General features: G+C 56.4%; 13 protein-coding genes and 1 tRNA gene. 8 read left to right on the top strand and 6 right to left on the bottom strand.

The window, feature by feature from the left end:
* Positions 1–3 precede the first annotated feature (3 nt).
* Positions 4–1470, bottom strand: a complete 1467-nt coding sequence (locus BDE40_RS09330) for a cobyric acid synthase (protein ID WP_134014304.1) — start codon at positions 1468–1470, stop codon at positions 4–6.
* A gap of 65 nt (positions 1471–1535) precedes the next feature.
* Positions 1536–1991 (bottom strand): Lrp/AsnC family transcriptional regulator, encoded by a 456-nt coding sequence (locus BDE40_RS09325; RefSeq protein ID WP_134014303.1) that lies wholly within the window; start codon positions 1989–1991, stop codon positions 1536–1538.
* Between the two features lie 117 nt (positions 1992–2108).
* Here BDE40_RS09325 and putA point away from each other — a divergent pair, with 117 nt between their 5' ends.
* Genes putA through BDE40_RS09310 form a run of 3 tightly spaced genes read left to right on the top strand, consistent with a single transcriptional unit; the run spans position 2109 to position 7106 of the window.
* Positions 2109–5456 (top strand): bifunctional proline dehydrogenase/L-glutamate gamma-semialdehyde dehydrogenase PutA, encoded by a 3348-nt coding sequence (gene putA / locus BDE40_RS09320; protein WP_134014302.1) that lies wholly within the window; start codon positions 2109–2111, stop codon positions 5454–5456.
* A 31-nt stretch (positions 5457–5487) separates the two neighbouring features.
* Complete coding sequence (locus BDE40_RS09315) at positions 5488–6228, top strand: rhomboid family intramembrane serine protease (RefSeq protein ID WP_134014301.1); 741 nt, start codon at positions 5488–5490, stop codon at positions 6226–6228.
* Positions 6225–7106 carry a glycosyltransferase family 10 domain-containing protein gene (locus BDE40_RS09310; protein WP_134014300.1) on the top strand — a complete coding sequence of 294 codons (882 nt, stop codon included), beginning with the start codon at positions 6225–6227 and terminating at the stop codon, positions 7104–7106. The genes BDE40_RS09315 and BDE40_RS09310 overlap by 4 nt, the downstream gene beginning before the upstream one ends.
* Here BDE40_RS09310 and BDE40_RS09305 read toward each other — a convergent pair.
* A complete protein-coding gene (locus BDE40_RS09305; protein ID WP_134014299.1) occupies positions 7103–7756 on the bottom strand; it encodes an FkbM family methyltransferase in 654 nt (217 codons plus the stop codon). The genes BDE40_RS09310 and BDE40_RS09305 overlap by 4 nt on opposite strands.
* A gap of 90 nt (positions 7757–7846) precedes the next feature.
* Between BDE40_RS09305 and BDE40_RS09300 the strand changes: the two genes are divergently transcribed.
* Complete coding sequence (locus BDE40_RS09300; RefSeq protein WP_134014298.1) at positions 7847–8704, top strand: alpha-1,2-fucosyltransferase; 858 nt, start codon at positions 7847–7849, stop codon at positions 8702–8704.
* A 4-nt stretch (positions 8705–8708) separates the two neighbouring features.
* Here the strand turns inward: BDE40_RS09300 and efp are convergent, their stop codons facing one another.
* Positions 8709–9272 carry an elongation factor P gene (gene efp / locus BDE40_RS09295; protein WP_073142780.1) on the bottom strand — a complete coding sequence of 188 codons (564 nt, stop codon included), beginning with the start codon at positions 9270–9272 and terminating at the stop codon, positions 8709–8711.
* A 216-nt stretch (positions 9273–9488) separates the two neighbouring features.
* On the opposite strand from efp, the gene BDE40_RS09290 reads away from it, so the two are divergent.
* From BDE40_RS09290 to BDE40_RS09275, 4 genes are all read left to right on the top strand, one after another.
* Positions 9489–9803, top strand: coding sequence for a DUF6280 family protein (locus BDE40_RS09290; protein WP_021099617.1), 315 nt, complete (start codon positions 9489–9491; stop codon positions 9801–9803).
* A gap of 98 nt (positions 9804–9901) precedes the next feature.
* A complete protein-coding gene (locus tag BDE40_RS09285) occupies positions 9902–10720 on the top strand; it encodes a hypothetical protein (protein ID WP_134014297.1) in 819 nt (272 codons plus the stop codon).
* The gene (locus tag BDE40_RS09280) at positions 10710–11543 is read left to right on the top strand and encodes a hypothetical protein (RefSeq protein WP_134014296.1); all 834 of its coding nucleotides are present in this window, start codon (positions 10710–10712) and stop codon (positions 11541–11543) included. Before BDE40_RS09285 ends, BDE40_RS09280 begins: the two co-directional genes overlap by 11 nt.
* 32 nt (positions 11544–11575) lie before the next feature.
* Positions 11576–11923 (top strand): hypothetical protein, encoded by a 348-nt coding sequence (locus BDE40_RS09275; RefSeq protein WP_134014295.1) that lies wholly within the window; start codon positions 11576–11578, stop codon positions 11921–11923.
* Positions 11924–11949: 26 nt separating this feature from the next.
* Here BDE40_RS09275 and BDE40_RS09270 read toward each other — a convergent pair.
* Together BDE40_RS09270 and BDE40_RS09265 are read right to left on the bottom strand one after the other, a co-directional pair.
* Positions 11950–12035: transfer RNA gene (locus BDE40_RS09270), tRNA-Leu, on the bottom strand.
* 46 nt (positions 12036–12081) lie between these two features.
* Entirely contained in the window at positions 12082–12642 is a 561-nt protein-coding gene (locus BDE40_RS09265; RefSeq protein WP_134014294.1) for a tetratricopeptide repeat protein, read from the bottom strand.
* Between the last annotated feature and the right edge of the window lie 144 nt (positions 12643–12786).

Below are 12786 nucleotides of genomic sequence, written 5' to 3'. Positions count from 1 at the left end.
CGCCTAGGTGGGTTCGACCTCTTCCGCCAGTTCGAACAGTTTTGCTATATCCAGATGTGCTTCCAGATGGTCGGAAAGCGCATCCAATGCAGTCTCGACGGATGCGCCATAGTCGTTGACCTGAGAGGTGCCACCCAGTTTTTCCAGATAGCTGCGCCGGAACGCATCTGAAGTAAACAAGCCGTGGATGTAGCATCCTTGGACTTTGCCGTCTTGGGAGGACGCGCCAGCTGATGCTCCTTCGATCTGAAGCCATGGCCGGTCGGTGTCAGTACCAGTTGTCGACCCAATATGTATCTCATATCCGGTGATTGCCGCACCAGAGGCTAAGTGAACACCCTGCACGTCAGCCAGTCTTTTTAGTGGGGCCATGGTGGTTTCGACATCCAGCAATCCCAAGCCCGGAACAGACCCATTTGCACCCTCGATGCCGTCCGGATCGGACACCGTGTGTCCCAGCATTTGATACCCGCCGCAGATGCCAAGCACATGCCCACCTCGTCGCACATGGGCAAGGATGTCGATGTCCCATCCCTGAGCACGAAGGAAGGCCAGATCGCCGATGGTCGACTTTGACCCGGGAATAAGAACCAAATCCGCATCTGCGGGGAGGGGGCGACCCGGTTCGATAATTTCGACCGACACTCCGGGTTCCATTGCCAACGGGTCGAGGTCGTCAAAATTCGCGATGCGAGACAGCTTGGGAACTGCGATCTTCAACACATCACCGGCCCGCGCCGTAGAGGTGACGTCCATCACATCCTCTGCAGGAAGTCGCCACGCGTCTGAAAACCACGGCAACACCCCAAGCGGTGCCCAATCGGTGCGATCCGTGATCTCACTCATACCTTCATCAAACAGGGTGACGTCGCCCCGAAATTTATTGATCATGAAGGCTTTAATCCGGCACCGGTCACTTTCCGGCAATACGCAATGCGTCCCGACGATCTGCGCAATGACGCCACCACGGTCGATGTCACCGACCAGGATTACGGGGACATTTGCGGCCTCCGCGAAGCCCATATTCGCAATGTCGCCTTTGCGCAGATTGATCTCGGCAGGGCTGCCCGCCCCTTCGATGATGATCAGATCGACGCTTTCCGCAAGGCGATGAAAACTCTCTAAGGTCTTTGCCAATAACTCGGGTTTGGCTTTCGCGTAGTCGCGTGCTTTCAACGTGGCGAACCGCTTTCCGTGAACGATCACCTGCGCCCCGACATCGCTTTCTGGCTTCAGAAGGACGGGGTTCATATCCGTGTGCGGCGCAACCCCGCAGGCCAAGGCCTGCAACGCCTGCGCACGCCCGATTTCGCCGCCATCCGATGTCACGGCCGCGTTGTTCGACATGTTCTGGGGCTTGAAGGGGCGTACCGTGAGGCCGCGCTTTGTGAACAGGCGACACAGCCCCGCAACAACCATCGACTTGCCGACGTTGGAGCCTGCGCCTTGTATCATGATTGCCTTGGTCACTTGGTCTCTCCGATCAGCCGTCTGACCGAGGTGCCGCGAAAGGGCGGGGAAGTAAAGAGCGCGCCTTAGATCGCCTCCTCCTTCACCGCCTCCATGACCACATGGGTGGAGGTGTGGGCGACATGGGGCAACGCGCTCACGCGCTCGCCCAAAATGCGGCGATAGGTCTGCATGTCCGATGTGCGGACCTTCAATAGATAGTCAAACTTCCCCGCGATCATGTGGCATTGCTCGATCTCGGGCACCAACAAGACCGCTTCGTTAAACGCTTTCAATGCCTTCTCGCGGGTGTCGTCGAGCTTGACCTCGACAAAAGCGATATGCGCTAGCCCGAGCTTGATCGGATTGAGCTGGGCGGTATAGCCTCTGATATATCCGGCTTTCTCGAGCCGCCGCAGCCGCGTTTGGGTTGGCGATTTGGATAGATTTATACGCTCTGCCAGATCTGTGACCGTAATTCTGCCATTGGCGGATACGGCTTTTAGTATGGCGGTGTCGTAGGTGTCTAATTCGTCAGTCATTTTGCCTGAAATTTCTCGAATCTACGGGACAGAATCTATTCTAAATCTGAAGGACGGGGTTCATTTTTGCAATAGGGCGCGTAAGCTTGTTAAATAGCCTGTTGGGAGGACTCCGCAATGACCCTTGAAACTGCCGTTGATCTACGCCGCGAAATGCGGGCGCATATGCTTCCAAACGAACGCGACGTATTGGACCAACTGGTCCTCACGGCGAACCTGTCGCAGGCTGATCGCGACCGGATCGCGGCATCGGGCACGCAGCTTGTCGAGAAAATCCGCAGCTCCGAAAAACCGGGGTTGATGGAGGTTTTCCTCGCTGAGTACGGGCTTTCCACCGATGAAGGCGTGGCACTAATGTGCCTCGCGGAAGCACTGTTGCGCGTCCCAGATGCGGACACCATGGATGCCCTGATCGAAGACAAGATCGCACCGTCTGATTGGGGGCGTCACTTGGGCCATTCCGCCTCGCCTTTGGTAAATGCCTCGACATGGGCGTTGATGCTCACAGGCAAGGTGCTTGAAGAGGATACGCGCGGGATCGCAGGGCAGGTGCGCGGAATGGTCAAGCGATTGGGCGAGCCGGTGATCCGCACTGCTGTGGCGCGCGCAATGAAGGAAATGGGTCGGCAGTTTGTACTGGGGGAAACCATTTCCAAGGCGATGACCCGCGCAGAAACCCGTCAGGGCGAGGGCTATACCTATTCTTACGACATGCTCGGCGAAGCCGCGCGGACCGACGCGGATGCAATGGGGTATTTCGATGCCTATCACAATGCCATCGAAGCGATCACCAAAGCCGCAACATATGGTGATATCCGTTCCAACCCCGGCATATCGGTAAAACTCTCTGCGCTATTTCCACGGTACGAAGCGCCACAAAAAGATGGGGTGATGCAGGTTTTGGTGCCACGTCTGTCGCAGCTTTGCCGTTTGGCAGCCAAGGGCGGTGTTGGCCTCAACATTGACGCGGAGGAGGCGGATCGCCTTGATCTGTCGCTTGACGTGATCGAGGCGGCACTTTCCGATGAAGCCTTGCAGGGTTGGGACGGTTTCGGCGTTGTTGTGCAAGCCTACGGCCCGCGTGCGAGCTTTGTGATCGACTGGCTATATGCGCTGGCGACCCGTCTTGACCGGCGCATTATGGTGCGCCTCGTTAAAGGCGCGTATTGGGATACGGAGATCAAGCGCGCGCAGGTCATGGGCCTTAACGGTTTTCCCGTTTTCACCCACAAGCAGGCGACGGATGTGTCCTACATCGCTAACGCACGCAAGCTGCTGGGTTTGACGGATCGCATTTATCCGCAATTCGCCACACATAACGCGCACACCGTTGCCGCGATTCTGGTTATGGCAAGTGACAAAAACGCCTTCGAATTCCAGCGCCTCCACGGGATGGGCGAGCGTTTGCACGACATTGTCCTGCGTCGCGAAAAGACCCGCTGCCGGATTTACGCTCCAGTGGGCGCACACCGTGATTTGCTGGCCTATCTGGTACGCAGGTTGTTGGAAAACGGTGCGAACAGTTCGTTCGTGAACCAGATCGTTGACGAGGATGTTCCGGCCTCTGTGGTGGCCTCTGATCCGTTCGAGGAAATTCAAGGGCTGACATTCCCGGCTGTGACCTTGCCCTGCGACATCTTTCCGGGACGGAAGAACTCGCAAGGTTGGGACTGGTCCGATCCTCGCGACATGGGTGAAATCAACACCGCCCGCAACAAATTCCGTGAGGGCCAGAGCAAGGCTGCACCATTGGTCGTGTCGACCAAAGCAGGGACAGACCAACGCAACATTCACGGCCCCGCAACGCCGGAAGATCAGGTCGGCACCGTGAACCTCGCCTCCGCCGAGGACGCCGCCGCAGCGGTGAAAGTCGCGCAACCATGGAGCGCGCCCGCAACCGATCGCGCCGCGGTGCTGCTGAAAGCCGCCGACCTGTATGAAGCCAATATCGGCCAGATCTTCGCGCTCCTGGCCCGCGAAGCTGGAAAGACAATGCCCGATTGCATCGGCGAGGTGCGCGAAGCCGTCGATTTCCTGCGATACTATGCAGGCGAGGCTGGCAAGCTGACGGGCGAGGCACGCGGCCGCTTTGTGTGCATCTCGCCATGGAACTTCCCGCTGGCAATCTTCACTGGCCAAATCGCCGCCGCGTTGGCCGCGGGCAACGCTGTGCTGGCCAAACCCGCCGAGCAAACTCCGCTCATCGCCCATTTGGCGACATCGCTCCTTCACGAGGCGGGCGTGCCGCAAGAGGCGCTTCAATTGCTACCGGGCGGGGGTGACGTCGGGGCGGCACTAACATCGCAGCAACTGGTGGATGGCGTTTGCTTTACCGGATCGACAGCGACTGCGATGCGCATTCACCAAAGCCTTGCGCAACATGGAAATGCCGCCGCTCCGCTAATCGCGGAAACTGGCGGTCTGAACGCGATGATCGTGGACAGCACAGCACTACCAGAGCAGGTCACGCGCGACATCGTTGCGTCGGCTTTCCAGTCGGCGGGTCAGCGCTGTTCGGCGCTTCGCTGCGTTTATGTTCAAGAGGACGTGGCCGAGGGTCTGATAGAGATGGTGCGCGGGGCAATGGACGCGCTGCAGGTGGGCGATCCGTGGGATGTCAGCACCGATGTCGGCCCCATCATTGACGCAGCTGCCCGTGACAAGATTGCCGGATATATCGAGGCTGCGCGCGCAGAGGGGCGGGTGCTTCACGAATTAGAAACGCCGTCTAACGGCACTTTCATCGCCCCGACGATGCTGCGGGTGGACGGCATCGCGCAGATGAAAGAGGAGATTTTCGGCCCTGTTCTTCATGTGGCGACGTTCAAGGCGCATCAACTTGATGATGTAATCGACCAGATCAATGCCACAGGCTACGGGCTCACGTTCGGCCTTCACTCACGCATCGATGACCGTGTGCAATCTGTGGTCGACCGTGTTCACGCGGGCAATGTCTACGTAAACCGCAACCAGATTGGCGCGGTTGTAGGCTCCCAGCCGTTTGGCGGTGAAGGGTTGTCCGGAACAGGCCCCAAGGCCGGAGGCCCGCTTTACCTGACCAAATTCACCCGAAGCAACGGCGCACCAGCACTGCCAGACACCCTAGATATGCCAGGGCCAACCGGCGAGACCAACCGCCTGTCTATGGCACCACGGGCCCCGTTCCTATGTTTGGGGCCGGATCATGCGGCACAACTCAAGGCAATCGCGACAGCTGGCGGGATCGGCTTGCACGGGGAAGTCAAAGATGTGGCCTCCGCTGGCGATATTGCAGGTGCCTTGTGGTGGGGAGATACCGAGACTGCGCGCGATGTAAGACAGGTATTGGCAAGCCGCGATGGTCCGATTTTGCAGCTGATCACAGAGGTGCCGCGCCCATGCGACACGCTGGCTGAACGGCATGTTTGCATCGACACCACCGCGTCTGGTGGCAATGCGGCATTGTTGGCCGAGGTGGGCGCTTGACCCTCCTCGTTCAATCCGTCAGCGTCGCGTCATGTTTCCAATCCGTGACCACAACCCGTCGGAACGCACGCCATATGTGACCTATGCGCTGATCGCGCTAAACGTCGTGATCTTTGCCAGCTATTGGCCGTTGTTTAACGATGAACCCGTCTTGGGCGCATTCTTCCAGACGTGGGGTATGCAGCCGTTTGAAGTGAGTTCAGGCGCAAAAACGCATACTTTGCTGACTTCGATGTTCCTGCATGGCGGATTGATGCATCTTGCTGGTAACATGCTGTTTCTTTGGATTTTTGGCGACAATCTGGAAGACCAAATGGGGCATGTCGGATTTGCCTTGTTCTACCTTGCGGCTGGTATCGGCGCAGATATCGGGCAGTTGTTAGCGGACCCAAGTAGTCAGGTTCCTGTCGTCGGAGCGTCGGGTGCGATTGCAGGGGTGATGGGTGGCTATTTGCTGCTGTTTCCACGGGCTCGGGTCGATATCATTCTGATATTTGTGATCTTCTTCAAAATCTTTCCGGTGCCGGCATGGGTCATGCTTGGGGTCTGGTTTGCCTTGCAGCTTTTCAATGGCGTGGTGAACTTGGGCGGTGACGGAGTGGGCGTCGCCTACTGGGCGCATGCAGGCGGCTTCCTGATCGGCTTGTTGCTGTGTCTGCCGCTATGGCTCAAGCGGGGCGGGGCGGCCTACTGGCAGGCCACGGAAGGCCATCCGCCGCATCCGGAGGCGAAATACAAGTCAACCCTTCCACTTGTGACGCGACGCAAATGACCGGCGCTGTTTCAGCCGTTGCGGTGGTGCCCTATGGCTGCTGGCCAACCTTGGGTATCGCGAAAATGTCTTTGGATGATCTGGTCTGGCCGCTTGGTCGCCCTGATCGCCTGTCCCAAGGCACGGTTTCTGATCTGGGACCTGATGATCACCTGATCACCTTCCCGCGCAAGCCGATGTTCTATCTGCCATGGCCGGGTGTCAGGGCAAAGGTATCGGTGATGATCGTGGAGCCTGATGTCGTTCACGGCCACCACCTAAAGAATGCAAGGCGGATGCGTTGGCGGTTCCACCACATTCTGACGAAGAACAAAGACCTGCTGGCAGGCGCGCCAAACGCTTTGCACTACGTGTTCGGCTTTACCTTCATTGACGATATTGACAGCATCGTGGTCGACAAAACCCGAATGACGTCCCTGATCGCATCCGCCAAACGCGATCTGGAAGGGCACAAGCTACGTCATCAAATCGTGGATCATGTTCGCGAGGCCGCTCTTGAAGTCGATGTGATGGGGCGGGGCTACAAGCCGTTTGAGCGTAAACAAGATGGCTTGGCGCCGTATCGGTATTCGGTGGTCATCGAGAATATTCGCGAGCGGGATTATTTTACCGAAAAGATGGTCGACGCCGCACTGTGCGAAACAGTTCCGATCTATTGGGGATGCCCGAATATCGAGACCTTCTTCAACCCCGCAGGCATGATGATCTGCCAGTCCGAGGCTGAGATACGCGACGCCCTACAGCGCGTCAGTGTGGAAGACTACGCGGCGCGCAGGGCAGCCATAACGGAAAATGCGGCACGCGCGAGGTTTTATGCCGATTATCTTCGACGCGCGGCACTCACCGTGCAAAGCGGAAGACCGTGCACTTACGATTAGGTTCGGTGCCATTCTTCCCAGACAAACGGATAACACCATTTCTCCGAGTGCGTTTTTGCCAATTCGGCACGCACAGTGTCACGCAAAGCCCCGTCGCTTTCGCGAAACTGGTGGAATTGGACCTGAACGATCCCGAACCGACCCAGATCGCCGGACGCTGCAAGCGCTGGCAGTAGATCGTATTCTCCGCCTTCGATGTTGATCTTCATCAGGTCAATCATTGGCGGCTCAAACTCTTTCATGAACTCGGCCACAGGGCGCACTTCGCCGGACACAGAGCCCGCAACATCGTTCACCGCCGAGGACGCATCCCCGTCATCTGACAAGTGCAATTGGCCCGCCTCACTGCCCAATGCAAAGGCGTGAACCACAATCTTTGGGTTTTCCGCAAACCGCTTTTCAAGTGCGGCTGCAAAGGTTGGATGCGGCTCGAACACATGGATGGTTGATCCGTACCGATCATAGATATCCTGTGCCCAGTTCCCCTCGAACCCGCCAACGTCGAACACAACACTGTCGGCATTCAGGCCCTTGAACACGTAACGCTTGGCCTCCATCTTGTCGCGTTTCCATTGACGGTAGGCGTCATAGAAAATCTTGCGCCAAGGGTCGCGGCGCAGGCGAAGCCAGTGCTTGAGGGAAATTCGCATTTCAGGTCCGTTCGCAATTGGGCTATTGGGTCGCATAGCTATGACAAACGCGGTCGGGCAGGGCAAGCCTTGCAGCAGTAGGGGCGGGATATGATCTACAGCAGAATTTTCGGTGGCTTGGGTAACCAGTTGTTCCAATACGCCGCCGCGCGGGCTGTGTCGCTGCGACTGGGGACTGAGCTTGTACTTGACGCCCGCCTTGCTCCGCCGGGCTCGCATTGGGCCTTCGCGCTGGACCATTTCAACATAAACGCCCGCATTGCAGAGCCGTCCGAGCTTCCGCCAGCCAAAGACAAACCTGTCAATTACGCCCTATGGCGCGCGTTCGGGCGGAATCCGAAATTCATGCGCGAGAAGGGTCTGGGCTATCAGGACCGCATCGCCAACGCGCCCGACGGCACCTATCTGCACGGGTACTTCCAGTCCGAACGCTATTTTGCAGACGTGATGGACAAGCTTGGTGACGAGTTGCGGATCATCACGCCACCAGACACCCAAAATGCCGACTATGCCGAGCGCATCGCCAACGCGGGCCATACAGTTTCGCTGCACATGCGTCGGGGGGATTATCTCGGCTCGCCGAAGTCTAACGCGACTTATGCCACGTGTGACGAGGCCTATTATCTGCGGGCATTAGAGCGGCTGTCGGAAGGGGGACGCAACCTGAAGGTGTTCGTCTTCTCCGACGATCCCGTTTGGGTGCGTGACAACCTGAAATTGCCTTACGACATGACTGCCGTGGGCCATAACGGCCCTGACAAGCATTATGAGGACTTGCGGCTTATGTCGTGCTGCTCGGATCATGTGATCGCCAACTCCACCTTTTCGTGGTGGGGTGGCTGGCTGGATCGCAGGCCGGACGCACGTGTGGTCGGGCCTGCGCATTGGTTCAACGATCCCAAACTGGCCAATCGGGATATTCTTCCGGATCGGTGGATCGCCGTCTAAACGCTTAGGCGCGCTCGGAATATTCCATCGACTCGGTGTCGACGATAATATCTTCGTCAACGCCCACAAACGGTGGCACCATGATGCGCACGCCGTTGTCCAGAACGGCTGGCTTGAAGCTTTTGGACGCGGTCTGACCTTTGATCACAGGTTCGGTCTCGACGACCTTGCAGGTGACTTTCTGGGGCAGGGACGCGTTCAACGCTTCGGCTTCGTGGAATTCGACCACGGCAATCATACCGTCTTGCAGGAAGGGGCGGCGGTCGCCCAGCAGGTCAGCTGGCAGTTCGATCTGCTCATAGGTTTCGGTGTCCATGAAGGTCAGCATGCCGTCGGTTTCATATAGAAACTGCTGGTCTTTTTGCTCCAGCCGGACGCGCTCTACCTTGTCGGCGCTGCGAAAACGCTCGTTCAATTTCGAGCCGTTGCGCAGGTTTTTCATCTCTACTTGAGCAAAAGCGCCGCCTTTACCGGGCTTAACATGGTCCACTTTCACAGCGACCCAGAGGCCGCCGTTATGCTCCAATACATTGCCACCTCGGATTTCGTTTCCGTTAATCTTGGGCATTGTGTCATTTCCTTGGCAAAAGGTTGATAGAATTTGGAACAATCCTATATCTGGGGAGTTATGGGGTGGCAAGAAGGCTAAATACGGTTTGGTGTGACGCCAAGTCATGCGTTAGATGCATAGGTGGTATTCCAGAAATGCAATGACGAATCGGATAGTTTCTGTCACAACCGTCTTCACGCCCGAAGATACAAGAGCAAAAACAAAGGAAACGAAATGGCTGCTGATTTCGTTGATGGCAACGCTTTCAACTTTGAACAAGGACAACGTGCGCGGAAACTCTTCGCCGCGGTGGTCCTCGCTGCACTCGATGATGCGATTGCGGATGACAAGAAATATGGAAACGGCCCCGAGCAGATCGCCCGCTGGGCGCGCTCTCGCGATGGCCGCGAAGTGCTGAGCTGTGCTGGTATCGACCCCAACGAACGTGTTGTGTCCGGTTTGATGGCTTTTGTTGGAAATGGCGTTCGGACCTCCGTCGCCCTGTCTCGCGAAGAAAGCGAACGCCGAAGCCAAGCCGAAGCTGCATAAAGCTGGCCCGAAGCGAGATTTTAAAACGCGTCCCACTGGGGCGCGTTTTTTTGTGGGAGTTTCGTACCAGCTAAAGGCATCTTTGCTGGATTGCGGCCATGGCTGATGCTACCTTGCGAATTGATATTAAAGTTCATTGCAACATGCTCACATTAAAAAGAAACAGCGTTTCCGCTCTTCAGAATCAAGTCCTGCGCGATTTCTCAGAAGAACTCGTAGGCGACCTGATGGCTGCTGATCCAATGCTAGAGAGAAATCTTGGTGTGGATAGCATACGTGAGGCGGTACATTTGGGGATACGGAGTGGCCAACGTTACGCCATTGACGAGCGGTCGCCCCTCAAGGCCTATATCCAGATTATGTTCCATTTGGGCTCGCATTTTGACGAAGATCCGTTGTTGCCTTGGGCCAAAATGGCGCTCGTCACACCCTGCCGGAACGGGCGACAAGCCTATAGGATTAACGCACTGCGCGATTCTTTTTTAGAGTATGTGGAGCAAACCTGTGGCCATGAGGGTGAACACATATCGGGTTTCCTGCGCCAACTTCAGACATTGAATGACCCACAAGACGCGCCCGTGGATGCCACCCAAACGCTTGCATTTGTCGACGCTCATTTCGCTAGTATGACCGCTTATGTCGGGCGTAACGTGATCTGGTCAATGATGCACGAAACCGCTGATCTGTGCCGCAAACTTCGGCTGTTCGCACCAAGTTCCGTTTTCATTTTAGTCTGCATGCGGCTCTCTTTCGGGTATGGCGTGACAAACGATCCGCTTTTTCCGTGGCTTCGCATGGTTTTGCAGAATCCTGCACCGGCCTTGGATAAAGAGCATTTGCTTTGGCAGGCTTGTCAGGAGCATCTTGCGAACTTACCACTTCAACCTCTTAAGCAAGAGCTGCACAATGGTGGGTAACCTAGGCGGAAGTGGAACTGCCGAAGCGCGTGTTGTCCCTGCGCAATCGGGTACTCCTGCCGTTACACAATGCACCGAAGGATGTCCTTGCCTGGCGTTCCAGCGCTACAATGACCCATTTGGTGCGGATTACGAGATTACCAACTGCGCCGGCCTTTCGGCGCGACTGCGTAACATTTGGGGCAACTTGGAGATCGGTCAGGTATTCACCTACCAAACCGACAGCGGAAAAACTGTTTCGGTCGAATTCACTGTCCGAGGGTTGCAGCAACTTGCACGTGCCGATGGAGCGCTCATCGATCGAGGGGATGACTACTCGTCCGACGCGCCAGATAGCGCTTGTGACATTCTTTTCGTGCTATGGCCACTTTCCGCATCCGCGTGGGGTGGGCAATATGTCGACAAGAACGGAACAGTTGTGTACCGACAGGACCCGATAGAGAATTCGGATTTCCATATCGTTGCAGGAAGAATTGATCGAGACGGAAAAATGCCGAACGAGGTCTATTCGACAAATGGTGGGCGCCCTTTGGAAGGACCGGCACCGATTGCGCGCTGGGCCTTCACTGGCAACATTCCGTATACCACTTCGCCGGAAAACAGCCCTGTATTCCTTAGGACCGACGCGTTTACCGGATTGCCCGATACACTTGTTCCGTTTCAGGCGGCTGATATTCCGTCCAATGCAATTGACGAAAGCACAGGCCAACAGGTTGAGGCGGGCGTAGAGTATTTTCAGGTCATGCTCTATAATGACCGACCTACGACCGAGGCCTTCATCGTAAAAGCAGACTTCATGCGGGCGTTTAGCTCAAGCCCCTAAGATCTCGGGCTTCTACAAAGGACAAAACTTCAATGTCAGACTTTGAAATCATTCGTGGCGACATTATTATGGTGACGATCGCAGGGTTGAAGACTCTGATGCTTATCGAGGCAATCCGGTCGGCGAAGATTGTCCGATTGCTACCGGGTCAAACTTTGGCCGATGCCACGCGATTGTTGCCCGATCTATCACCCAACGCCCTCAATCGCATCATGCTGTGCGGTCCGGTGGCGCAGATAGGAATGGTGCCACTTACCCAAGAGTTGGCCGACGAATTGCGATTCAATGCGCCAGAGGTATGCGTCTATTTGGAAGATGTAGAAGACCATCTACCGAAGGCCCGCAAGGAACAACCAGCCGACGGCGTGCAGTTGAAGTAGCGGCAAAACGACAGGTATGCTTGATTTGGTACCCGCGGCCGGACTTGAACCGGCACGACCGTTAGGTCCAGGGATTTTAAGTCCCATGTGTCTACCATTCCACCACGCGGGCACGAGGGGTCGCGAGACCATAGCGGGGTGCCGCAAGGGCTTAAAGATCAAAGGTCGGTTTCGATGTCGTTTTCTTTGTTGTGGGGTAGGGGAATGATGCGATTGCGTTCCGGCAACCACGGGTTGAGCAGGAGCGCTTTTCGCAACGCAATTTGCCCGCGTCGCACTTGCCCCAGCTGCATCAATGCCAGCGCACGTCCAACGATTGCGCCGATGTGATCAGGTGTTAATTCAACAGCGCGATCCAGGTCCACCAACGCGGCATTGTAGTCCTCACGAATGAAATTCACGAATGCCCGTTGGTTATACCCTTCAGCATAATCGGGGCAGTAGGCGATCAGCTTGTCAAAGTCTTCAATCGCGCCGGCGAAGTCATAGGAGGCCCGCCGCGTCATCCCGCGGTCCAGAATTTCTTGCGCGGTGTCGTCAGGGGCGGTTGCCCAAATTCCCCACAGCTCGTTGGTATAGCCCCTTGCGATCATCTCGTTCGAGGCCGTGGCGACCAAATTCATCAATTCGGTGTGACGGGTGCTGCGCTCGGGCATCGGTGGGCAATCAGCCAGAGACGCCAGCGGGAAGACGATCGGAAGAAGAAAAATAAAACGCATCACCGAATGGTGCCGCAGAAACTCTCTGCGTCAAGTCTTCTGCTGGTAAGTTTATTGTTAACACCATGCATTAGCCCTCCTTTTTCCCCCACCAACAATGCACAACATGAGTGCATTCAGTCTCTCCACATCCGCGAGGAGGGG

Origin of the sequence: Litoreibacter halocynthiae, assembly GCF_004365635.1 — a bacterium.
In the GTDB taxonomy this organism is placed as follows: Bacteria; Pseudomonadota; Alphaproteobacteria; order Rhodobacterales; family Rhodobacteraceae; genus Litoreibacter; species Litoreibacter halocynthiae.
Note: the sequence above shows the minus strand (reverse complement) of the source record. Positions and strands in the feature narration are given on the sequence as shown.

Excerpts from the sequence above, each read along its gene's own strand:
- BDE40_RS09290 (WP_021099617.1), top strand. The coding sequence starts at position 9,489 with ATGGCTGCTGATTTCGTTGATGGCAACGCTTTCAACTTTGAACAAGGA.
- BDE40_RS09310 (WP_134014300.1), top strand. The coding sequence starts at position 6,225 with ATGACCGGCGCTGTTTCAGCCGTTGCGGTGGTGCCCTATGGCTGCTGG.
- BDE40_RS09265 (WP_134014294.1), bottom strand. The coding sequence starts at position 12,642 with ATGCGTTTTATTTTTCTTCTTCCGATCGTCTTCCCGCTGGCGTCTCTG.
- BDE40_RS09315 (WP_134014301.1), top strand. The coding sequence starts at position 5,488 with ATGTTTCCAATCCGTGACCACAACCCGTCGGAACGCACGCCATATGTG.
- BDE40_RS09300 (WP_134014298.1), top strand. The coding sequence starts at position 7,847 with ATGATCTACAGCAGAATTTTCGGTGGCTTGGGTAACCAGTTGTTCCAA.
- BDE40_RS09280 (WP_134014296.1), top strand. The coding sequence starts at position 10,710 with ATGGTGGGTAACCTAGGCGGAAGTGGAACTGCCGAAGCGCGTGTTGTC.
- BDE40_RS09275 (WP_134014295.1), top strand. The coding sequence starts at position 11,576 with ATGTCAGACTTTGAAATCATTCGTGGCGACATTATTATGGTGACGATC.
- BDE40_RS09285 (WP_134014297.1), top strand. The coding sequence starts at position 9,902 with ATGGCTGATGCTACCTTGCGAATTGATATTAAAGTTCATTGCAACATG.
- BDE40_RS09325 (WP_134014303.1), bottom strand. The coding sequence starts at position 1,991 with ATGACTGACGAATTAGACACCTACGACACCGCCATACTAAAAGCCGTA.
- putA (WP_134014302.1), top strand. The coding sequence starts at position 2,109 with ATGACCCTTGAAACTGCCGTTGATCTACGCCGCGAAATGCGGGCGCAT.
- BDE40_RS09305 (WP_134014299.1), bottom strand. The coding sequence starts at position 7,756 with ATGCGAATTTCCCTCAAGCACTGGCTTCGCCTGCGCCGCGACCCTTGG.
- efp (WP_073142780.1), bottom strand. The coding sequence starts at position 9,272 with ATGCCCAAGATTAACGGAAACGAAATCCGAGGTGGCAATGTATTGGAG.